The sequence below is a fragment of the Streptomyces sp. NPDC008121 genome (assembly GCF_042957155.1).
Lineage (GTDB): Bacteria > Actinomycetota > Actinomycetes > Streptomycetales > Streptomycetaceae > Streptomyces.
Genome location: NZ_JBIBHT010000009.1, coordinates 164,027 through 185,119, shown reverse-complemented (window position 1 = coordinate 185,119; position 21,093 = coordinate 164,027). Strand labels below are relative to the sequence as shown.

Below are 21,093 nucleotides of genomic sequence, written 5' to 3'. Positions count from 1 at the left end.
ATGAACTGGACAACCGGGACAGTCTTACATCCCCGCCCCCGCTTACTTGGCAAGGATGTCCACGGTGAAGACGAGGGTCGACTTGGCGGGGATCTGCTCGTTCGCCTGGTCGCCGTAGGCCATGTCCGGCGGCACGACCAGCAGCACCCGGCTGCCGACCTTCTTGCCTTCGAGGCCCTTCTGCCAGCCGGGGATGACCTGGGAGAGCGGGAAGCTCACCGGGGCGCCGCGGTTGTAGCTGCTGTCGAACTGCTTGCCGTCCTTCCAGAGCACGCCCTGGTACTGCGCGGTCACGGTGTCCGCGACGGTGACGGCCGGTCCGGTGCCCTCGATGATGTAGTTCGACACCAGCTTGGTGGGGGCCGGCTTCTTCGGGACCGTCAGCGAGGGGGCCTTGCCGTCGGTGTTGGTGCCCACCTTCGGCAGGTCGACGTTGTCCTGCGCGACGACGGTGCCCTTGGCGGAGACGGGCACGGTCTTGCTCTTCACGATGTCCATGACGAAGACGAGCGTGGCGTTGGCCGGGATGTCGCCCTGTCCCTGGGCGCCGTAACCGAGGTTCGGCGGGATCGACACCTCCAGGCGGCTGCCGACCTTCTGGCCGTCGAGGGCCTTCTGCCAGCCCTCGATGACGCCGCCGCCTCCGATGTTCACGGCGAACGGCTGGCCGCGGTCGAAGCTGTTGTCGAACGGCTTGTCGCCGTCCCACAGTTGCCCGAGGTAGTTGACGTCGGCCTGGTCGCCCTTCTTCAGGACCGCGCCCTTGCCCTCGCTGATGACGTTGACCTTGAGGTCCTTGGGCGGGGTGCCCTCCCCCTTGGCGAGGGTGGGCTTCTCTCCGAACTTCTCGCCCGCCGTGATGGCGGGGAGACCGTTCTTCATCGAAGCAGCATCGGAGCCCTTGTCGTCGCTGCCGCACGCCGCTGTCGAGAGCAGCAGCAGCGGGACGACGAGTAGGCCGGCAAGTCGGCGCACGTGTTCCTCAGATCTCAGACGGCACAGTAGTTGCACGACACTCTAGGGCGTGTTTCGGAAGTAGCGTCGTCCGCCCGCAGGGCGGGGCCGGGGGCGTCTGGTGCGTGCGATCGCAAGGCGGAGGAAGGAGAGCGCAGCGGGCTGCGCCGACGACCGACAACGCAGTGTGGGGGCACCTCCCGTGCCCGAAGGGCTACGGGGGAGTGCGTGCCAGGCGTTCCCGGCCAGACGGGACTTTCGAAACACGCCCTAGGGGACCTCCCGGGCATGCCGAGGGCCCCGCACGTGGACGTGCGGGGCCCTCGGGGGATCCGGCCGGACCGGCCTTACATTCCGGCGATCAGCTTTTCCACCCGGTCGTCGACCGACCGGAAGGGGTCCTTGCACAACACCGTGCGCTGTGCCTGGTCGTTCAGCTTGAGGTGGACCCAGTCGACGGTGAAGTCCCGTCGCTGCTCCTGGGCGCGGCGGATGAAGTCGCCGCGCAACCGCGCCCTGGTGGTCTGTGGGGGCACGGACTTGCCCTCGAAGATCTTCAGGTCGTTGCAGATCCGCGCGGTCTGGCCCTTCTTCTCCAGGAGGTAGTAGAGCCCGCGGCGGCGGTGGATGTCGTGGTAGGCGAGGTCTATCTGCGCGACCCGGGGGTTCGACATGGTCATGTTGTGCTTGGCGCGGTACCGCTCGATGAGCTTGTACTTCATGACCCAGTCGATCTCGGTGCCGATGCGGTCGAGGTCCTCGGCCTCGATCGCGTCGAGCGTGCGGCCCCACAGCTCCAGGACCTGGGCCACCGTGCCCGTGCGGATGCCCCGGCGGTCGACGAAGTCCGCCGCCTTTTCGTAGTACTCCCGCTGGACCTCCAGGGCGGAGGCCTCGCGGCCGCTGGCGAGGCGGACCTTGCGCTGTCCGGTGATGTCGTGGCTGACCTCGCGGATCGCCCGGATGGGGTTCTCCAGCGTCAGGTCGCGCATGACCGTGCCGGCCTCGATCATGCGCAGCACGAGGTCGGTGGCGCCGACCTTGAGGAGCATGGTCGTCTCGGACATGTTCGAGTCGCCCACGATGACGTGGAGCCGGCGGTAGCGCTCGGCGTCGGCGTGCGGCTCGTCGCGGGTGTTGATGATCGGCCGGGAGCGGGTGGTGGCCGAGCTGACGCCCTCCCAGATGTGCTCGGCCCGCTGCGAGACGCAGTAGACCGCGCCGCGCGGGGTCTGCAGCACCTTTCCGGCGCCGCAGATGAGCTGTCGGGTGACGAGGAAGGGAATGAGGATGTCCGCGAGCCGGGAGAACTCTCCGTGGCGGGCGACGAGATAGTTCTCGTGGCAGCCGTAGGAGTTTCCCGCCGAATCGGTGTTGTTCTTGAAGAGATAGACGTCGCCGGCGATTCCCTCCTCGTGCAGGCGGCGTTCGGCGTCGACGAGCAGGCCTTCGAGAATGCGCTCGCCGGCCTTGTCGTGCGTGACCAGTTCGGTCACGTTGTCGCATTCGGGTGTTGCGTATTCCGGATGCGAACCCACGTCGAGGTACAGGCGGGCGCCGTTCCGCAGGAAGACATTGCTGCTGCGGCCCCATGACACGACACGGCGGAAGAGGTAGCGCGCCACTTCGTCAGGTGACAGTCGGCGCTGTCCCCTGAACGTGCACGTGACGCCGTACTCGTTCTCCAGCCCGAAAATGCGGCGGTCCATGTCTGAACATTACGCCTGATGGCCTGAGCTGAAACCGGGTTGGGCGGCCCCGTTTCGATCATTTTCCGATGAGTGCGTGTTCTTTTCGGTGTGTCCGGCGTGACCGCCGACGTCGCTGACGGCGTGTCGCACGCTCCGGCCTGGGGCGGCGAGGGCCCGGCCGGTGGCGAGCAGCACCAGGAGGGCGGTGAGACCGCCGGCCGCGGCCACCGAGAAGCCCGCGGTGATCCCGGCCAGTTCGACGACCGGACCGGCGACGGCGGAGCCGAGGGCGGCCCCCACGCCGAACGTGGTGACGAGCCAGGAGAAGGCCTCCGTGACGGTCCCGGTGGGGGCGTGCCGGTCGACCACGATGAAGCCGCAGGCGAGCGCGGGGGCCAGGAAGACACCGGCGAGGGCGGCGAGGGCCGTCATCGGGACGACACCGGGGGTGAGCATCAGCGGCACATAGCCCAGCGCGAGCAGCCCGACGATCACCGTCAGGCGCTTCTCGGGGGACCCGGACCAGTGGCGGGCGCCGTACAGGACGCCGCCGACGAGGGCGCCGAGGCCGACGGCGGCCATGATCCAGCCGTAGGCGGCCGCGTGGCCCCGGTCGTCGGCGTAGGCGAGCCCGGCGACCGTGATGGAGCCGAGCGCCAGGCCGACGAAGAAGAACGAGCCGAGCAGGGCGAGCAGGCCCGGTGAGCGCAGCGCGCCCAGCCAGTGCGCCTCGCGGGGCTCCGAGCGCCAGGCGCGCGAGGGCTCGGAGAGGACGACGGAGAGGGCGCCGAGGACGCCCAGGACGTTGATGACGAGGAGGGCGGCGGCCGGGGACCACACGGCGACGAGCAGGGTCACCAGGAGCGGGCCGACGGTGAACATCACCTCTTGGGCGACGGCGTCCAGGGCGTAGGCCCGGTGGACCCGGTCCTCGCGGCCCAGGACGCTCGGCCAGAGGGCCCGCAGGCCGCCTTCGAGCGGCGGGGTGAAGAGTCCGGCCACGACGATGGCGGCGTAGGCGAGGGCGATGTTGCCGATGCCCGCGACCGCGAGGGCGGCCATGCCGAGGGCGGAGAGGACCGCGGCGGGCAGCTGGACCCGGGGCTGGCCCTTCAGGTCGACCGCGCGGCCCAGGAGCGGCTGTCCGACGGCGGTGGCGACGCCGTAGGCGGCGACGAGGCCGCCGGCGAGGCTGTAGCTGCCGCCTTCGGCGCGGGTGAAGACCACCGTGGCGATCGGGCCGGTGCCGTTGGGGAGTCGGCCCACGAGGGTGCCGGTGAGCAGCCGGAGGGCGTGCGGCGCCCTGAGTATGTCGCGGTAGCCGCCGCTCGCCTGGGCCTCGGTGGCCATGTCCGTCTCCTCTCCCCCGGTGCCCGAGCCGAGGTTTTACGTATAACTTCCTGCGTCATACGTACCATGGCTCCAGCCCCAGGGTCCACCTCGCGGGCCCCGACCGCATCCACGGAGGCACGCGTGCGCACCCCGGAACCGCCCGGCGCGGCCAGGCCCACGAGCCGGGACGTCGCCCGCGCCGCCGGGGTGTCCCAGGCCACCGTCTCCCTGGTCCTCGGCGACAAGTGGCGCGGCCGGGTCTCCGAGCGCACCGCCCAGTCCGTACGCGACGCCGCCCAGGGCCTCGGCTACCGCCCCAACCTCGCCGCCCGCAACCTCCGGCTCGGCCGCACCCGCACGGCGCTCCTCGTCGTCCCGGCCCTCACCAACGAGTTCTTCGCGCGCGTCTACACCGGAGCGGCCACCGTCGCCGCCCGGCACGACTTCGGCGTGGTGCTCTACCCCTCCCCCGACGGCGTCGGCCCCGCCAGGGACCCCTTCGCCTCCGCCCGCGCCGCCCTGGACGGCGTCATCGCCTCCTCGATGGCGGCCGACGCCCTCACCGCGATCCGCGGCACGGACCTGCCCCTGGTCATGCTCGACAGCGACCCCTCCGACGCCGGGGCGGCCGCGCACGTCAACCTCGACATCGCGGACGGCATGCGCCAGGTGGCGGAGCACCTGCTCGGTCTCGGCCACCGCCGCCTCGTCCACCTCGCGTCGGCCGTGCCGTCCTGGACCTTCGACGTCCGGGCCGCCGCGCTCGCCGAGGCCCTGCGCGACGTCTCCGTACGCACCGTCCGCGCGCCCCTCGACGTGGACGGCGCCCGGGCCGCCGCAGAAGCGGCCCTGACCGCCCCCGGGCCCCGGCCGACCGCTCTCGTCTGCGACGACGACATCCTGGCCGCCGGGGCGTGCAAGGCCGCCCGCCGGCTGGGTCTGCGCGTGCCCGAGGACGTGTCCGTCACCGGCTTCGACGACCTGGCGCTGGCCACCGCCGTCGAACCCGAGCTGACCACCGTCCGCCTCCCCGCCGAACGGGTCGGCGAGGACGGCATGACGGCCCTCCTCGCCGTCCTCGACGGCCGTGCCCCGGACTCCGGCGGCCTGCCGGTCACCCTGGTGGTCCGCGGCTCCTCCGGCCCGCCACCGGCCCCCTAGGTCGTTGTGGCGACCTGATCGCCAGAGACCGCCTAGGGCCCCGGGACAACGCGACGGCCCCGGACCGCCTGCGCGGGCCGGGGCCGTCGTCCGGGTCGACGGAGGAGCTACTCCTCGGTCTCCTCCGGGATCTCGTCCGAGGGGTCGTCGGTCTTCGCGATCGCCGCGTTGTCCGCCTCCATCAGGCGGACCAGCTGCCGTCCGACGATCCGCTTGAACTTGCGCTGCTGTGGCCGCGTGCGGTCCAGGACGGCCACCTCCAGGCGCTCCGCGGGGATCTCCCGCTCGCTGCCGTTGGTGTCGCGGGACAGCGCCTGCACGGCCAGCTTCAGCGCCTCGGCCAGGGACATGCCGTCGCGGTGCCGCTGGTCGAGGAAGCTGCCGATCTGCTCGGCGTTCCCGCCGACCGCGACGGAGCCGTGCTCGTCGACGATGGAGCCGTCGTGCGGCAGCCGGTAGATCTGGTCGCCCTCGGGCTCGGTGCCCACCTCGGCGACGACCAGCTCCACCTCGTAGGGCTTCTCCCCCGCGCTGGAGAAGATCGTGCCCAGCGTCTGGGCGTAGACGTTGGCGAGGCCCCGGGCCGTCACGTCGTCCCGGTCGTAGGTGTAGCCCCGCAGGTCGGCGTAGCGCACACCGCCGATCCGGAGGTTCTCGTACTCGTTGTACTTGCCGGCGGCCGCGAAGCCGATCCGGTCGTAGATCTCGCTGAACTTGTGCAGCGCGCGGGACGGGTTCTCGCCGACGAAGACGATGCCGTCGGTGTACTGCAGGACGACGAGGCTGCGGCCTCGGGCGATGCCTTTGCGGGCGTACTCCGCCCGGTCGGCCATGGCCTGCTGGGGTGAGACGTAGAACGGGGTCGACACCGGCTATCCGTCCCTTTCTTCTGGGCGGCTGAGGGTCCCCCGGACGGAGTCGGGGGAGGAAGGACGAGCGGAGACTCAGAGCAGCGCGGCGCGCGGTCCGTCGGGCTGCTCCAGGCGCCGGTCGGTGACCGAGCGGGCGAGCGCCGAGGACTCCTCCTCGCTCAGCCTGCGGAAGCCCTCGTCGGAGATGACGGTGACGATCGGATAGATGTTGCGGTAGAGGTCCGGGCCGCCGGTCGCCGAGTCGTCGTCGGCGGCGTCGTACAGCGCCTGGACGACCAGCGTGGTGGCCTGTTCCTCCGTCAGGCCGGGGCGGTAGAGCTTCTTCATGGAGCCCCGGGCGAAGATCGAGCCGGAGCCGGTGGCCGCGAAGCCGTGCTCCTCCGAGCGGCCGCCCGTCACGTCGTAGGAGAAGATCCGGCCCTTCTCCTTGCCCTCGTCCCAGCCGGCGAAGAGCGGGACGACGGCCAGGCCCTGCATCGCCATGCCGAGGTTGCCGCGGATCATCGTGGAGAGACGGTTCGCCTTGCCCTCCAGGGAGAGCGTCGTGCCTTCGACCTTCTCGAAGTGCTCCAGCTCCAGCTGGAAGAGCTTGACCATCTCCACAGCCAGGCCGGCGGTGCCGGCGATGCCCACGGCCGAGAACTCGTCGGCCGGGAAGACCTTCTCGATGTCGCGCTGGGCGATCATGTTGCCCATGGTCGCCCGCCGGTCACCCGCGAGCACGACGCCGTCGGCGAAGGTGGCGGCCACGATGGTGGTGCCGTGCGGCGCCTCGACGATCCCGTCCGGGAGCTTCCGGTTGCGCGGCAGGAGCTCCGGCGAGTGGTCGGACAGGAAGTCCAGGAACGAGGACGACCCCGGCGTCAGGAAGGCAGCTGGTAGACGCCCGGTGCTACGAGTGTTGGCTTCCACGCGTGTCCCTCCAAATATTGAGATGGCCCGCCGCAGAGTGTCGGGATCGTCTCCCGACGTGCCGATGGCCGAATTGCAGTTGAAGCACAGTACGCCACGGACCCTACCCGCCAAGTGACGGTGATCCACCTGAATCCGGCGGGGGATGCCGGACGGATCGGCGGGCCTGCGCGGCGGGCCGTTCCGGCCCGCGCTCGGCTTCGGTGGTGCCCTCTCGCCCCCCCATGGCCGCGCACCCGCCGCACGGGACGGCGCGCGGGCGTCCTTTTCGGACCGCACCGCGCGCGTCGCTCCGTCACCTGGGTGTGCCGCCCCGCTCCACCTTCGATGTGAAGGTGGAGCGCTCTTACTGGCCGCCCTTTTGCACGAACGACCGCACGAAGTCCTCGGCGTTCTCCTCCAGGACGTCGTCGATCTCGTCGAGGACGGAGTCCACGTCGTCCGAGAGCTTCTCCTGGCGTTCCTTGAGGTCGGAGCTTTCCTCCGCGGTCGTCTCCTCGACCTCCTCCGTGGAACGCGTCGCCTTCTGCTGTCCGCCGCCGGTGTCCTTGGTCGCCATATCCCTCACCCCGCTCGAATCGGCCCGCTCGGTTGGGTCTCTCTCAAGATCAGACCCTACAAGCCAGGTCTGACATCGGCCCTGTGGTCGCCGCAACGTCCGGGCACTAGTTCCATGATTCCCAGTGCCCGGCCATTTCAGCCGTGCAATCAGTTGCCGGACAGGAAACGGACCAGTTCCTCCGCGGTCCGGCACCGGTCGAGCAGTTCCTTGACGTGGTTCCTGGTGCCCCGCAGGGGCTCCAGCGTGGGAACGCGCTGGAGGGAGTCCCGGCCGGGCAGGTCGAAGATCACGGAGTCCCAGGAGGCGGCCGCGACGTCGTCCGCGTACTGCTCCAGGCAGCGGCCCCGGAAATAGGCCCTGGTGTCCTCGGGCGGCTTCGTCTCGGCCCGCTGGACCTCGTCCTCGGTCAGGAGCCGCTTCATGCGTCCACGGTCCACCAGGCGGTTGTAGAGGCCCTTCTCGGGCCGCACGTCGGCGTACTGCAGGTCCACGAGGTGCAGCCGGGCCGCGTCCCAGTCCAGGTTGTCGCGGCGGCGGTAGCCCTCCATCAGCTCCCGCTTGGCGATCCAGTCCAGCTCGCCGGCGAGGCTCATCGGATCGTTCTCGAGGCGGTTGAGGGTGTCCTCCCAGCGGACCAGGACGTCCTTGGTCTGCTCGTCGGCGTCGGCGCCGAAACGCTCCTCCACATACTTCCTGGCCAGCTCGAAGTACTCCATCTGGAGCTGCACGGCGGTCAGCGTGCGACCGCTGCGGAGCGTGATCAGATAGCTCAGGCCCGGGTCGTGGGAGACGTCGTGCAGGGTGCGTACGGGCTGGTCGACGGCGAGGTCCACGTTGATGAACCCGTCCTCGATCATGGACAGGACCAGGGCGGTGGTCCCCAGCTTGAGGTAGGTGGAGATCTCCGAGAGGTTGGCGTCCCCGATGATCACATGGAGGCGGCGGTACTTCTCGGCGTCGGCGTGGGGCTCGTCCCGGGTGTTGATGATGGGCCGCTTCAGCGTGGTCTCGAGGCCTACCTCGACTTCGAAGTAGTCAGCGCGCTGACTGATCTGGAAGCCGTGCTCCCGGCCGTCCTGGCCGATGCCGACGCGGCCGGCGCCGGTGACGACCTGGCGGGAGACGAAGAACGGCGTCAGATGGCGCACGATGTCCGAGAAGGGGGTCTCCCGCTTCATCAGGTAGTTCTCGTGCGTGCCGTAGGAGGCGCCCTTGTTGTCGGTGTTGTTCTTGTAGAGGTGAATCGGCTGGGCGCCGGGGAGCTGGGCGGCTCTCTCGGCGGCCTCGGCCATGATCCGCTCCCCGGCCTTGTCCCAGAGGACGGCGTCGCGGGGATTGGTGACCTCGGGGGCGCTGTACTCGGGGTGGGCGTGGTCGACGTAGAGCCGTGCTCCGTTGGTGAGGATCACATTGGCCAGGCCGATGTCCTCGTCCGTGAGCTGGCTGGAGTCGGCGGCCTCGCGGGCGAGGTCGAAGCCTCGGGCGTCCCGCAGGGGGTTCTCCTCCTCGAAGTCCCAGCGGGCGCGGCGCGCCCGGTGCATCGCCGCCGCGTAGGCGTTGACGATCTGGGACGAGGTGAGCATGGCATTGGCGTTGGGATGCCCCGGAACGGAGATCCCGTACTCCGTTTCGATGCCCATTACTCGCCGTACGGTCATGCGGCCCTCCTTGCCCGGCGGCGCGCCCATTCGGGTGCGGCGCTCAAGTACCGCGCTTTCTCGTGCGTGTGCGGTGCCCGTCCCCGCACTGCGCGATTCGGCGGTACCGAAGAGCCTAGAGCGACTCCGCGTCGGTGGGGAGATCGATTACGTCATTGTGTACGTCGGTGGTGGCGAAAAGCGACGGCTGCGGATGTCCGACTTCCGGACATCCGCAGCCGGTGTGCGTTCCTACAGATACTGACCGGTGTTCGCCACGGTGTCGATGGAGCGACCCGTGTCGGCGCCCTGCTTTCCGGTGACAAGGGTGCGGATGAAGACGATCCGCTCGCCCTTCTTTCCGGAGATACGGGCCCAGTCGTCGGGGTTGGTGGTGTTGGGCAGGTCCTCGTTCTCCTTGAACTCGTCCACGCACGCCTGGAGGAGGTGGGAGACGCGGATGCCCTTCTGGTCATGGTCGAGGAAAGCCTTGATGGCCATCTTCTTGGCCCGGTCGACGATGTTCTGGATCATCGCTCCGGAGTTGAAGTCCTTGAAGTAGAGGACTTCCTTGTCGCCGTTGGCGTACGTCACCTCGAGGAAGCGGTTCTCCTCGGATTCGGCGTACATCTGTTCCACGACCGATTGGATCATGGCGTGGGCGGCGGCCGGCTTCGACCCGCTGTGCTCGGACAGGTCGTCCGCGTGCAGCGGGAGGGTCGACGTGAGGTACTTGGCGAAGATGTCCTTGGCCGCTTCCGCGTCCGGACGCTCGATCTTGATCTTGACGTCGAGCCGGCCGGGCCGCAGGATCGCGGGGTCGATCATGTCCTCGCGGTTGGAGGCGCCGATGACGATGACGTTCTCCAGGCCCTCCACACCGTCGATCTCGGCGAGCAGCTGCGGGACGATGGTGTTCTCCACGTCCGAGCTGACACCGGATCCGCGGGTGCGGAAGAGGGATTCCATCTCGTCGAAGAAGACGATGACGGGGGTGCCCTCGCTCGCCTTCTCCCGGGCACGCTGGAAGACGAGGCGGATGTGCCGCTCGGTCTCTCCGACGTACTTGTTGAGCAGCTCGGGACCCTTGATGTTCAGGAAGTACGACTTCCCGGCGGGCTGCCCGGTCACCTCCGCGACCTTCTTGGCAAGGGAGTTGGCGACGGCCTTGGCGATGAGCGTCTTGCCGCAGCCGGGCGGGCCGTAGAGCAGGATGCCCTTCGGCGGCCGCAGTTCGTGCTCCTTGAAGAGGTCCGGGTAGAGGTACGGAAGCTCGACCGCGTCGCGGATCAGTTCGATCTGGTTGCCCAGGCCGCCGATCTTGTCGTAGTCGACGTCCGGGACCTCTTCGAGGACGAGCTCCTCGACCTCGCTCTTCGGGATCACTTCGTAGACGTAGCCGGACCTGGGCTCGAGCAGCAGGGCGTCGCCGGGGCGGATGGTGATGTCCAGCAGCGGCTCGGCGAGCCTCACCACCCTCTCCTCGTCGGTGTGCCCCACGACCAGGGCGCGCTCGCCGTCCTCGAGGATCTCCTTGAGGGTGACGATGTCCCCGGCCCGCTCGAATTCCATGGCCTCGACCACGTTGAGCGCTTCGTTGAGCATGACTTCCTGGCCGCGCCGGAGCTCTTCGAGCTCGACGCTGGGGCTGACGTTCACCCGGAGCTTGCGGCCCCCGGTGAAGATGTCGCAGGTGCCGTCCTCGTTGTCCTGCAGAAAGACACCGAAGCCCGCCGGCGGCTGCGCGAGCCGGTCGACCTCCTCCTTGAGGGCCACGATCTGGTCGCGGGCCTCACGGAGCGTGTTGGCGAGCCGCTCGTTCTGTGCGGATACGCCGGCCAGGTTGGTCTGCAGCTCGACGATCCGCTCTTCGAGAATCCTCGTATGACGCGGAGAGTCGGCGAGCTTGCGGCGCAGGACGGCGATTTCCTGCTCGAGATAGGCAACCTGGCCGGCGGGGTCTTCAGACCCCCGCCCCGGCCGGATGCCGCGGTTGATGTCGTCGTCGTGGGCTGCCACGGTCCTCACCTCCTCCAAGGGGAGCTGGACGCTTCCTGACCCTACCTGCGTGGGTGGTGATTGAAACCCCTAGATCACAAAGACATCGGGGTGTGTCCGATCTTCACCCTTGCGCTTCCCCTCACGCCAAGGGAATACCCACCCATCAACATCGGAAAGCCGACGGTTGTATCGTCATCGGTGGTCAACACCCGTCAGGCTTGGCCGGACTTAGCAGGAACGCTCACTTTCACAGCTCAGGATCGGCAGGAGACATGACCGTGCGGCACGAGGTCCCGACGGCGGGCGCCGGTGAGGCGCTGGAGGTCTGGATCGACCAGGACCTCTGTACCGGGGACGGGATCTGCGTGCAGTACGCGCCGGAGGTCTTCGAGCTGGACATCGACGGGCTCGCCTACGTGAAGAGCGCCGACGACGAGCTGCTGCAGGAGGCGGGGGCCACGACGCCGGTGCCGCTGCCGCTGCTGACCGACGTGGTGGATTCGGCCAAGGAGTGCCCGGGCGACTGCATCCACGTCCGCCGGGTCGCGGACGGGGTCGAGGTCTACGGTCCCGACGCGGAGTGACGGTGCGCGCACGGCACGTGGGTCAGAGGGCGACCGGATCGGTGTGGGCGGTGCGGACGAACGCGCTGCCCTTCCAGCGCCATTCGACGCGTTCCCGCTGGTCGGGGCAGCAGCTCGGGACATCGAGCGAGGAATAGCCGAGGACGGTGGCGACGACCGCCCCGTCCCGTACGGCGAGGTCGGCGACGGTGCTCCGCCGCGCCGGGTCCAGGAGCGTGGCGACCACGCGCGCGGTGGCGTCCTTGGCGCGGGTGAGGACGTAGATCCCACTGGGAGGCGTGCCGGAACCGGCTTCGCAGTGCACGACTGCGACGGTCTCGGGGTTCCCGTCGCCGTCGAGGTCCCCGCGGCTCTGCCGGGCGACGGTGGTGGGCGCGCGTCCGCAGTCCAGGGGGTAGTCGGCCGCGGCGGCGTCCGGGGCGGGCGCGGCGGCCGGGGCGGCCTGGGGTCCGGCCGCGGTGGTGGCGGTCGCGGGGCCGGGTTGCAGCAGGCCGGCGGCGGCGACGACGGCGGCCATGGCGGTCGCGGTGGCCAGCCAGTGCACCGGCCGGGCGTGGGTGTGCGCGAGGTCCGGGACGGCGGAGGGCTGCACGCGAGAAGTCTCCTGTGAGGGTGGCGCGGAAGGAGTTGCGGGCATCGTGCCACACGTCACAGGAGGGGGGAACAGCCGGGGTGGAAACGGTCTTCGATGCGGAAGCGAACACTCGAACATAAGGATGCCGCCGTCGAGTTCCCCGCCGTGGGGCGGGAACTCGGCGGCGGCACGCCTGCGTTGCCGGGGCGTCGGGCCCCGGGTCGTGTCGGGGGGCGTCAGCCCTTGTTGGGGCCTTCGTAGTCCTCGCCGTAGGCGCCCTTGGCGGGGCGGCGGCGGCGCATCGGCGGCTCGACGCCGTCGGCGAGGCGGCGGGCGGTGACGAGGAAGCCGGTGTGGCCGATCATCCGGTGGTCCGGGCGGACGGCGAGGCCCTCGACGTGCCAGTTGCGGATCATGGATTCCCAGGGCTGCGGCTCGGCGTAGCAGCCGAACTCGCGGATGGACTCCACGGTGCGCGCGAGCTGGGTGGTGGTGGCCACGTAGCAGCAGAGGATGCCGCCGGGGACGAGCGCCTTGGAGACGGCCTCCAGGCACTCCCACGGGGCGAGCATGTCGAGGATGACCCGGTCGACGTCGGTGTCGGAGAGGTTGTCCTGGAGGTCGCCGACCGTCAGCTGCCACGCGGGGTGCGGGCCACCGAAGTAGCGCTCGACGTTGCCCTTGGCGATCTCGGCGAAGTCCTCGCGGCGCTCGTAGGAGTGCAGCATGCCGCTGTCCCCGATGGCGCGGAGCAGGAAGCTGCTGAGCGATCCCGAGCCCACGCCGGCTTCGACGACGCGTGCGCCGGGGAAGATGTCGGCGAAGGCGAGGATCTGCCCCGCGTCCTTCGGGTAGACCACGGCGGCGCCGCGGGGCATGGACAGGACGTAGTCGGGGAGCAGGGGGCGCAGCGCGAGGTAGGCGACGTTTCCCGTGGTACGGACAACACTGCCCTCGGGAGCACCGATCAGCTCGTCGTGGGGGAAGGAACCCTTGTGGGTGTGGAAGTTCTTCCCGGCCTCGAGCGTGAACGTGTAGTGGCGTCCCTTGGGGTCGGTGAGCTGGACCTGGTCCCCGACCTTGAAGGGCCCGCGACGGCGGGCGGCACCGGTCGGTTCGGACATGTGACCAGAGTACCGGGGTTACGAGGACGGTCTTGCCATGGCCTTGACGAAGGCGCGCTCCACGTCGGCGGTGGAGAGCACGCCGTAGATCTCCCCGGTCTCCTCGACGACGAGGTACTCGGTGGCCGGGCTGGTGCGGAGGTGGTCCAGGAGGGGCTGGCCCGCGAGCTCGCTGGGGACCCTCATGCCGTCGTTGAGGTCCTGGGCGAGGCCGCTGACCGCGACCCAGGGGCGGCGGTGCTGCGGGACGCCGGCGATGGCGCTCTCGCGGACGAGTCCGGTGGGGACGCCGTGGGCGTCGACGACGACGAGGGCGCGGGCTCCCGCTTCGTTGGCCCGGCGCAGGGCTTCGGAGAGGGGTGTGGCGGGTTCGACGGGGATGGCGCGGCGGGTGAGGCTGCGGGCGCGCAGGTCGGGGAGGTGTTCGCGCAGCCGGGCCATGCGCAGGCTGTTGCCGGCGCCGGTCCAGATGATGGCGGCGAGGATGGCGGCGAGGAGCGCGTCGGTGACGGTGCTCATGCCGCTGATGTCGTCGGTGGAGTTGCCCAGGAGGCCGGTGCGGGTGAGCAGGGGCAGGCCGATGAGGACGGCGACGGCGAGGGCGCGTCCGACCCAGGCGGCGGCGACGGTGCCGCTCATGGGCTTGCCGGTGATCTTCCAGATGACGGCGCGGAGCATGCGGCCGCCGTCGAGGGGCAGGCCGGGCAGCAGGTTGAAGACCGCCACGATGAGGTTGGAGATCATCAGGCCGGCGAGCAGGACGCCGGGGACGGTGCCGGGTTCGACGGCGTACAGGGAGACGTAGAAGAGCCCGGCGAGGACGAGGGAGAGGAGCGGGCCGACGAAGGCGAGGACGAATTCGCGGCCGGGGGTCTCGGTCTCCTTCTCGATCTCGGAGACGCCGCCGAAGAACTGGAGCTGGATGCGGCGGACCGGGAGCTTGAAGCGGAGGGCGGCGAGGGTGTGCGCCAGCTCGTGGACCAGGACGGAGGCGTAGAAGGCGATGGCGAAGAAGAGGGAGACGAGATAGCGGGCGCCGCCGAGGTCGGGCAGGACGCGCTCGATCTGGTCGCCGAAGACCCAGGTGATCAGGGCGGCGACGAGGAACCAGCTGGGGGCGACGTAGACGGGCACGCCGAAGGGGCGGCCCATGAGGAGCCCGCCGCCGGGTTCGTCGGTGCGCCGGGGCCTGCCCTTGCCCGTGCCGGAGGGGCCTCCGGCGGGGCCGGGTGCGGCGGGCTTCGCTTCCGGTTCCGTTTCGCCGGACTGCGGCCGGTGGTTCTCGCCGCGCTCGTCGTCCTGGTTCACGGGTTCCTTTCGTCGCCGGACTGCATGACCCGCGTCACTGCGTCACGGTTCGATCATGCAGTGCGACGGGGTCTGCCGTCGATGGTATTCCGCTCGCTGTCGGTGGCGGGCCGTAGGGTCTGAGTCATGAGTACGAGCGAGCAGCCGCCGACCGGGTCCCGGGCGCCCATGTCGTTGTCCCCGTCACGGGCGAGCGACTTCATGCAGTGTCCCCTGCTGTACCGGTTCCGGGTGATCGACAGGCTGCCGCAGAAGCCGAGCGAGGCGGCCACCCGGGGGACGCTGGTGCACGCCGTCCTGGAGCGGCTCTTCGACGATCCGGCGGCGCACCGGACGGCTCCCCGGGCGAAGGCGATGATCCCGGGGCAGTGGGACCGGCTGCTGGAGTCGAAGCCCGAGCTGGCCGAGCTGTTCGCCGAGGACGCGGAGGGCGAGCGGCTCGCGCGCTGGCTGGGCGAGGCGGAGCGGCTGGTCGAGCGGTGGTTCACGCTGGAGGATCCGACGCGTCTCGAGCCGGCCGAGCGTGAGCTGTTCGTGGAGACGGAGCTGGATTCGGGGCTGCGGCTGCGCGGGGTGATCGACCGGATCGACGTGGCGCCGACGGGCGAGGTGCGGATCGTCGACTACAAGACGGGGAAGGCGCCCCGGCCGGAGTACAGCGAGGGCGCGCTCTTCCAGATGAAGTTCTACGCGCTGGTGATCTGGCGGTGGAAGCGGGTGGTGCCGCGCCGGCTCCAGCTGGTGTACCTGGGCAGCGGGGACGTGCTGACGTACGACCCGGTGGAGGCGGATCTGCTGCGGGTGGAGCGGAAGCTGCTGGCGCTGTGGGAGGCGATCCGGGAGGCGACGGAGTCGGGTGACTGGCGGCCGCGGCCGACGAAGCTGTGCGGCTGGTGCGACCACCAGGAGCTGTGTCCCGAGTTCGGGGGGACTCCCCCGGTGTATCCGCTGGAGATCGTTTCGCCGCGCCCGCCGGAGTCGGGCGAATCCGGGCAGGGCAGAATGGACGGGGTCCAGCCCGCCCCGTGAAGGAGTTCCTGTGGCTATCCGCGTCCTACTGGTCGACGACCAGCCGCTGCTGCGCACCGGCTTCCGGATGATTCTGGAGGCGGAGCAGGACATCGCGGTCGTCGGTGAGGCCGGGGACGGTCTTCAGGCCCAGGACCAGGTCCGGGCGTTGCAGCCGGACGTGGTGCTGATGGACATCCGGATGCCCCGGATGGACGGGGTCGAGGCGACGCGGCAGATCACCGGCCCGGGCCGGGACGGTCCGGCGAAGGTGCTGGTGCTGACCACGTTCGATCTGGACGAGTACGTGGTGGAGGCGCTGCGGGCCGGGGCGAGCGGTTTTCTGCTGAAGGACGCTCCGGCCAACGAGCTGGTGCAGGCGATCCGGGTGGTGGCGGCGGGCGAGGCGATGCTGGCGCCGTCGATCACGCGCCGGCTGCTCGACAAGTACTCCGCGCACCTTCCGTCGGGCGACGAGCAGGTCCCGGACACGCTGAACACGCTGACCGACCGTGAGGTCGAGGTGCTGAAGCTGGTGGCGCGGGGGCTGTCGAACGCGGAGATCGCGGCGGACCTGTTCGTCAGCGAGACGACGGTGAAGACGCACGTGGGGCACGTGCTGACGAAGCTGGGTCTGCGCGACCGGGTGCAGGCGGCGGTGTACGCGTACGAGAGCGGGCTGGTCCGTCCGGGCGCCCAGTAGCGGCGTACGAGGAAGGGCCCGGCGCGCGTCCCCGCGTGCCGGGCCCTTCGTCGTCGTGCGCCGGTGTCCCGGTCAGCTCTTCTTGATCTCCCAGAAGCGGAAGACGGTGGAGGCGTCCAGGGTCCACTCCAGGCCGGTGACGTTGTCGCGGGCGACGGCGTACTGCTTGCCCTGCCACAGCGGGAGCAGGGGCAGCTCCTCGGCGACGAGGTCCTGGAGCCGGCCGAAGTCCTGGGCCGTGGCGGCGCGGTCGGCGGCGGCCGCGGTCTTCGGGATGAGGGTGCCGGTGATGGTGGTGTTCTCGTACCGGTTGCCGAGGACGTTGCCCTTGCCGAAGAACGGGGTGGTGAAGTTGTCGGCGTCGGGGTAGTCGGGCACCCAGCCCTTGACGTAGACGCCGTACTTGCCGGCTTCGATGTCCTTCTCGTACTGAGCGAACGCGACGGACTTCACGTCGGCGTCGAACAGGCCGCTGGTGTTGAGCTGGCCGGCTATCGCCTTGAGCTCCTGGTCGGTGGCGGGGCCGTAGCGGCTGGGCGTGGACCAGAGGGTGAGCTTCACCTTGTCGGTGATGCCGGCCTTGCGGAGGGCCTTCTTCGCCTTGGCGGCGTCGGGGCTGCCGTAGGTGTCGAAGAAGGCGGTGTTGTGTCCGGCGATGCCGGCCGGGACGATCGAGTAGAGCGGCGTGGCCGTCGACTTGTAGACGTCCTGGACGAGGGCCTCGCGGTCGACGAGGTGGGCGATGGCCTGGCGGACGCCCAGCTTGCCGACGACGGGGTCCTTGACGTTGAAGACCAGGTGCTGGACTTCGGCGCTGGTGCCCTGGACGATCTCGATGCCCTTGTCGGCGGTGGTCTCGGAGGCTTCGAGGGCGGCGATGTCGTCGGCGGCGAGGCCGCGGTAGGCGACGTCGACATCGCCCGCGGCGAAGGCCTCGGAGAGGGCTTCGCGGTCGCCGGAGTAGAGCTTGAGGCTGACGCCGCCGTTCTTCGGCGTGGCACCGCCCTTGTAGCCGCCGTTGACGGAGAAGACGGCCTCGGTGTCGCTGAGGGAGTCCAGCGTGTACGGGCCGGAGCCGACGACCTTGCCGTCGGTGCGCAGCGCGTCGGCGGCGTACTCGCGGTGGTCGACGATGGAGCCGGCCCCCGAGGCGATCTTGCTCGGGAAGGTGGCGTCGGGGACCTTGAGGCGGAAGACGACGGTCCGGTCGTCGGGGGTCTCGATGGTGTCGATCGTCGAGAGCAGCGGTGCGGGCCCCGACGGGTCGTCGATCCTCAGCGCGCGCTCGAAGGAGAACTTGACGTCCTTCGAGGTGAGGGGGTTGCCGTTGGAGAACGTCAGACCCTCGCGCAGGGTGCAGCGGTACACCGTGCTGCCGGCCTGGAAGCCGCACTCCTCGGCGGCCTCCGGCTCGGGTACGGAGGCTCCCTTCGGGAAGCCGAGGAGGGACTGGAAGACGTTGTTGAACAGGAGCCAGGAGCCGGGGTCGTAGCCGGCGGCGGGGTCCGTGGCCAGGATCTCGTCGGACATGCCGACGCGGACGCTGCCGCCGGAGCCGCCGGAGTTCCCGCCCTGCTCCGCGCCGCAGCCGCTGAGCAGGGCGGCGGACAGACCCGCGGCGAGCGGAGCCGTCAGCCACTTGTTGTGCTTCACAGAACGTGCCTCTTGATCTCTTGCCAGGCCGGCCGCGCGCCCTGCGCGGCCGGTGTAACCGAGCTGGGTGAGGGGGTCAGGCGGTGCCGCGGCCCAGCTCCCACAGGAGCAGGTCCGAGGAGGTGTTCAGCGCCCATTCGACGCCGGTGACGTCGTCGCGCGCGGCGACGTACTGCTTGCCCTGCCACAGGGGGAGGACGGGGACGTCCTTGGCGACGATCTTCTGGATCTCTCCGAAGACGGGGCTCGCGGCGTTGCGGTCGGCCGAGCGGCGCGAGCGGGGGATCAACTGGTCGCGTACGGCCTTGTTGACGTAGGGGGTGTTGAGGAAGTTGTCCGTGTCGAGGAAGGGGGCGACGTAGTTGTCCGGGTCCGGGAAGTCGGGGAACCAGCCGAGGCCGTAGACGGGGTAGTCGCCGCGCTTCTGCGCGGTGCGGAACGTGGCCCACTCGGTGCCCTCGACGGTGACGTCGAAGAGGTCGGTGGCGTTGAGCTGGTCGCGCAGCGCCTCGAACTCCTTCTTCGTGGCGGAGCCGTAGTGGTCGCTGGTGTAGTGCAGGGTCAGCTCGACGGGCTTCTTGATGCCGGCGTCCCGCAGGATGCCGGCCGCCTTGGCGGTGCTGGGCTCGCCGTAGGTGTCGAAGAAGGCGGTGGAGTGGCCGGTGACGCTGGAGGGGATCAGCGAGTAGAGCGGCTTGGCGGTGGGGCCGTAGACGTCGTCGACGAGTTCGCCGCGGTCCACGACGGCGGCGATGGCCTGCCGTACGGCCTTGTTCCTGACCGAGGGGTCCTGGGTGTCGAAGGCGAGGTAGCGGATCTCCAGGCCGGGGACCTCGGTGAGCTCGACGCCCTCCTGGGGCTTGTCGGTGAGTTCCTTGATCTGGTCCTGCGACATCGAGCGGGCCATCATGTCGATCCGGCTGTCCCGCAGGGCCTGGCCCATGCTGTCCGCGTCGGCGAAGGAGCGCAGCTCGATCTTGTCGTTGCGCAGGGTGATGTCGCCCTTGTACGCCGGGTTGCGGGTGAAGACCACCTTGGTGATCTTGTCGCCGTCGTGTTCGGCCTTCATGGTGTACGGGCCGGAGCCGTCGACCTCGAAGCCTTCGCGCAGCTTCTTCGCGCCGTACGTCTTCTTGCTGAGGATGCCGGCGACCGGGGTGGAGAGCTTGTACGGGAAGGTCGCGTCGGGCGTCTTGAGGTGGAAGACGATCTCGCGCTCGCCGTTGGCCTCGACGGTGTCGATGTTGGCGAGGAGGGCGGCGGTGCCGTTGTCGGACTTGATGCCGAGGACGCGCTCGACGGAGAACTTGACGTCCTCGGCGGTGACGGGGGTGCCGTCGGCGAAGGTGAGGCCCTCGCGCAGTTCGCAGCGGTAGCTTTCGCTGGCCCGGTCGCTGAAACCGCAGCTCTGGGCGGCCTCGGGGACGGGCTCGCCGCCGCCGCGGGGCACGTGCATGAGGGTCTGGACGGTCTGCCGGAGGATGTTCCAGGCGCCGGTGTCGTAGGCGAAGGCCGGGTCCAGGGGGGCCGGTGCCTCGGCGGTGGCGACGAACTGGTCCGTGGTGCCGACGACGATGGCTCCGGCCTCGTCCGAGCCGCCGCAGGCGACGAGCAGGGGGGCGAGCATGCCGGCCGCCAGGGCGGGCAGCACCAGAGTCTTGCGGTTCATCGTGGTCGTTCTCCTCATCCGGCACTGGGATGCAGCGGGTACGGACACTCCGCCGCTGCCGCCCGGTCGGGGCGGGCGATCGGGCCGGGATGGTGAGCGATCGGTCCTGCGTTCACGGCGACTTGGGTGTGCGCCGGGGCACGCGGAGGGTGCGGCGAAGTACTCGCGAAAGGTTAGTCGGCGGCGCCGGTCGGGCCGGACCGCCGACGGTCCGGGAGGTCACCACACAGTGATCATGAATACGGCGGACCCGATAGTCATGCGTGGGAACGTATCGCTACGGAGGGTGCGAAACGGGACACAGAGGAAGGGCGCAACCACCGCGATCCGGACACGGTTCACAAGAAGGCCACCCGCCGGTCGGTACGCTGCGTGACCAAGGTCACGCGGCGGTCCGGAGGCGGGTGGCCGGAAGAGCTCGGTGAGGTGGCGCGGACGGGATGCCCGGAGAAGCGCCGTCGAAGGCGCGGAGGGCCGGGCCGGCCCGGGTCCTCAGGGGCCGGTGATGAGGGTCCGCAGGAAGGGGACGTCGACGTCCTCCAGGGAACGGACGACGACCCGGCCCTCGGAGGGTGCGATCGGGGCGACGGAGGGCACCGCCACCACCCGGCAGCCGGCCGCCTCCGCGGCCGCCACGCCCGTCGCCGTGTCCTCGATGACGGCGCACAGCGCCGGGTCGGCGCCGACGCCCCGGGCGGCCGTGAGGTAGGGCTCCGGGTGCGGCTTGGTCTGGACGACCTCGTCTCCCGCGACGCTGAGGGTGAACCGGTCGCGGCCGAGGGAGGCGAGCACCCGGTCGATGATGCGGCGGTGCGAGGCGGAGACCAGGGCGGTGGGGATGTCGTGGTGCGCCAGCTCGGCCAGCAGGCGCTCCGCGCCGGGCATGAGCGGCACACCGCGCTCGATGCGCTGCTCGAACTTCTCGTTGAGCAGGACCGTCAGCTCGGCGAGGGTGATGTCGGCGCCGGTGGCCTCGATGAGATAGCCGGCGCTGCGGGTCATGGGCCCGCCGACCACGATGTCGCGCCAGGTCTCGTCCAGCCGGTGCCCCAGGGCGGCGAAGGCCTCGACCTCGGCGTCCCACCAGAACCCCTCCGTGTCGACGAGGGTGCCGTCCATGTCGAGGAAGACCGCTTGCAGGGCGGAGCTTCCGTTGGCGTGGAACAAGGACGCGGGGACCGTACTGGTCATCCGGCACACCTCCATGGAGGGACGAGAAGGCCGGTCTCGCCCCCCAGCTACGGGGAGGGAGACCGGCCTGCGCTGGACCGACCAGTGTACGTCCCGATCATCCCGGGCGCTCGGAATCGGCCCGTGACGTGCGTCGCGGTGTCGCCGTGACCTTGCG

18 protein-coding genes and 1 pseudogene are annotated in these 21,093 nt (G+C 70.0%); 4 read left to right on the top strand and 15 right to left on the bottom strand.

The annotated features are described in order from the left end of the window. Positions 1–42: 42 nt before the first annotated feature. The 3 genes from ACFZBD_RS28220 to ACFZBD_RS28210 all read right to left on the bottom strand — a co-directional run bounded on the left by ACFZBD_RS28220 (position 43) and on the right by ACFZBD_RS28210 (position 3,995). Positions 43–975, bottom strand: coding sequence for an FKBP-type peptidyl-prolyl cis-trans isomerase (locus tag ACFZBD_RS28220; protein WP_391144778.1), 933 nt, complete (start codon positions 973–975; stop codon positions 43–45). A 326-nt stretch (positions 976–1,301) separates the two neighbouring features. Next, positions 1,302–2,663: a Pup--protein ligase gene (pafA, locus tag ACFZBD_RS28215; RefSeq protein WP_391144775.1), complete on the bottom strand. Its 1,362-nt coding sequence runs from the start codon at positions 2,661–2,663 to the stop codon at positions 1,302–1,304. 9 nt (positions 2,664–2,672) lie between these two features. Continuing rightward, positions 2,673–3,995 carry an MFS transporter gene (locus ACFZBD_RS28210; RefSeq protein WP_391144772.1) on the bottom strand — a complete coding sequence of 441 codons (1,323 nt, stop codon included), beginning with the start codon at positions 3,993–3,995 and terminating at the stop codon, positions 2,673–2,675. Between the two features lie 123 nt (positions 3,996–4,118). Between ACFZBD_RS28210 and ACFZBD_RS28205 the strand changes: the two genes are divergently transcribed. Next, positions 4,119–5,138 (top strand): substrate-binding domain-containing protein, encoded by a 1,020-nt coding sequence (locus ACFZBD_RS28205; protein WP_391144770.1) that lies wholly within the window; start codon positions 4,119–4,121, stop codon positions 5,136–5,138. A gap of 107 nt (positions 5,139–5,245) precedes the next feature. Here the strand turns inward: ACFZBD_RS28205 and prcA are convergent, their stop codons facing one another. The 6 genes and pseudogenes from prcA to arc all read right to left on the bottom strand — a co-directional run bounded on the left by prcA (position 5,246) and on the right by arc (position 11,140). After that, the gene (gene prcA, locus ACFZBD_RS28200; protein ID WP_391144766.1) at positions 5,246–6,007 is read right to left on the bottom strand and encodes a proteasome subunit alpha; all 762 of its coding nucleotides are present in this window, start codon (positions 6,005–6,007) and stop codon (positions 5,246–5,248) included. A gap of 75 nt (positions 6,008–6,082) precedes the next feature. After that, a complete protein-coding gene (prcB, locus tag ACFZBD_RS28195; protein WP_391145335.1) occupies positions 6,083–6,922 on the bottom strand; it encodes a proteasome subunit beta in 840 nt (279 codons plus the stop codon). Between the two features lie 75 nt (positions 6,923–6,997). Next, a pseudogene (locus ACFZBD_RS28190) lies at positions 6,998–7,051 on the bottom strand (endonuclease domain-containing protein); the annotation flags it as partial. Between the two features lie 217 nt (positions 7,052–7,268). Then, on the bottom strand, positions 7,269–7,481 hold the full coding sequence (locus ACFZBD_RS28185) for a ubiquitin-like protein Pup (RefSeq protein ID WP_365719636.1): 213 nt from the start codon (positions 7,479–7,481) through the stop codon (positions 7,269–7,271). A 149-nt stretch (positions 7,482–7,630) separates the two neighbouring features. After that, positions 7,631–9,142, bottom strand: a complete 1,512-nt coding sequence (gene dop / locus ACFZBD_RS28180; protein WP_391144763.1) for a depupylase/deamidase Dop — start codon at positions 9,140–9,142, stop codon at positions 7,631–7,633. Positions 9,143–9,373: 231 nt separating this feature from the next. Continuing rightward, positions 9,374–11,140: a proteasome ATPase gene (gene arc, locus ACFZBD_RS28175; RefSeq protein WP_391144761.1), complete on the bottom strand. Its 1,767-nt coding sequence runs from the start codon at positions 11,138–11,140 to the stop codon at positions 9,374–9,376. Between the two features lie 254 nt (positions 11,141–11,394). Here arc and ACFZBD_RS28170 point away from each other — a divergent pair, with 254 nt between their 5' ends. Next, a complete protein-coding gene (locus ACFZBD_RS28170; protein ID WP_391144758.1) occupies positions 11,395–11,706 on the top strand; it encodes a ferredoxin in 312 nt (103 codons plus the stop codon). A gap of 22 nt (positions 11,707–11,728) precedes the next feature. Here ACFZBD_RS28170 and ACFZBD_RS28165 read toward each other — a convergent pair whose 3' ends face one another. The 3 genes from ACFZBD_RS28165 to ACFZBD_RS28155 all read right to left on the bottom strand — a co-directional run bounded on the left by ACFZBD_RS28165 (position 11,729) and on the right by ACFZBD_RS28155 (position 14,712). Continuing rightward, positions 11,729–12,298, bottom strand: coding sequence for a hypothetical protein (locus ACFZBD_RS28165; RefSeq protein ID WP_391144755.1), 570 nt, complete (start codon positions 12,296–12,298; stop codon positions 11,729–11,731). 218 nt (positions 12,299–12,516) lie between these two features. Then, complete coding sequence (locus ACFZBD_RS28160) at positions 12,517–13,404, bottom strand: tRNA (adenine-N1)-methyltransferase (RefSeq protein ID WP_019884997.1); 888 nt, start codon at positions 13,402–13,404, stop codon at positions 12,517–12,519. A gap of 18 nt (positions 13,405–13,422) precedes the next feature. Then, the gene (locus ACFZBD_RS28155; protein ID WP_391144751.1) at positions 13,423–14,712 is read right to left on the bottom strand and encodes a site-2 protease family protein; all 1,290 of its coding nucleotides are present in this window, start codon (positions 14,710–14,712) and stop codon (positions 13,423–13,425) included. A 126-nt stretch (positions 14,713–14,838) separates the two neighbouring features. On the opposite strand from ACFZBD_RS28155, the gene ACFZBD_RS28150 reads away from it, so the two are divergent. Continuing rightward, positions 14,839–15,741 (top strand): PD-(D/E)XK nuclease family protein, encoded by a 903-nt coding sequence (locus ACFZBD_RS28150; RefSeq protein WP_391144749.1) that lies wholly within the window; start codon positions 14,839–14,841, stop codon positions 15,739–15,741. 10 nt (positions 15,742–15,751) lie between these two features. Then, positions 15,752–16,423 (top strand): response regulator, encoded by a 672-nt coding sequence (locus ACFZBD_RS28145; protein WP_391144746.1) that lies wholly within the window; start codon positions 15,752–15,754, stop codon positions 16,421–16,423. A gap of 72 nt (positions 16,424–16,495) precedes the next feature. Here ACFZBD_RS28145 and ACFZBD_RS28140 read toward each other — a convergent pair whose 3' ends face one another. From ACFZBD_RS28140 to ACFZBD_RS28130, 3 genes are all read right to left on the bottom strand, one after another. Next, a complete protein-coding gene (locus tag ACFZBD_RS28140; protein ID WP_391144743.1) occupies positions 16,496–18,076 on the bottom strand; it encodes an ABC transporter substrate-binding protein in 1,581 nt (526 codons plus the stop codon). A 76-nt stretch (positions 18,077–18,152) separates the two neighbouring features. Continuing rightward, on the bottom strand, positions 18,153–19,745 hold the full coding sequence (locus ACFZBD_RS28135) for an ABC transporter substrate-binding protein (protein WP_391144740.1): 1,593 nt from the start codon (positions 19,743–19,745) through the stop codon (positions 18,153–18,155). A gap of 492 nt (positions 19,746–20,237) precedes the next feature. Beyond that, positions 20,238–20,936: an HAD-IA family hydrolase gene (locus tag ACFZBD_RS28130; protein WP_391144737.1), complete on the bottom strand. Its 699-nt coding sequence runs from the start codon at positions 20,934–20,936 to the stop codon at positions 20,238–20,240. Positions 20,937–21,093: the final 157 nt, after the last annotated feature.

Coding starts and splice junctions, on each gene's coding strand:
- pafA (WP_391144775.1), bottom strand. CDS start 2,663: ATGGACCGCCGCATTTTCGGGCTGGAGAACGAGTACGGCGTCACGTGC.
- ACFZBD_RS28210 (WP_391144772.1), bottom strand. CDS start 3,995: ATGGCCACCGAGGCCCAGGCGAGCGGCGGCTACCGCGACATACTCAGG.
- ACFZBD_RS28185 (WP_365719636.1), bottom strand. CDS start 7,481: ATGGCGACCAAGGACACCGGCGGCGGACAGCAGAAGGCGACGCGTTCC.
- dop (WP_391144763.1), bottom strand. CDS start 9,142: ATGACCGTACGGCGAGTAATGGGCATCGAAACGGAGTACGGGATCTCC.
- ACFZBD_RS28170 (WP_391144758.1), top strand. CDS start 11,395: ATGACCGTGCGGCACGAGGTCCCGACGGCGGGCGCCGGTGAGGCGCTG.
- ACFZBD_RS28160 (WP_019884997.1), bottom strand. CDS start 13,404: ATGTCCGAACCGACCGGTGCCGCCCGCCGTCGCGGGCCCTTCAAGGTC.
- ACFZBD_RS28150 (WP_391144749.1), top strand. CDS start 14,839: ATGAGTACGAGCGAGCAGCCGCCGACCGGGTCCCGGGCGCCCATGTCG.
- ACFZBD_RS28135 (WP_391144740.1), bottom strand. CDS start 19,745: ATGAACCGCAAGACTCTGGTGCTGCCCGCCCTGGCGGCCGGCATGCTC.
- ACFZBD_RS28130 (WP_391144737.1), bottom strand. CDS start 20,936: ATGACCAGTACGGTCCCCGCGTCCTTGTTCCACGCCAACGGAAGCTCC.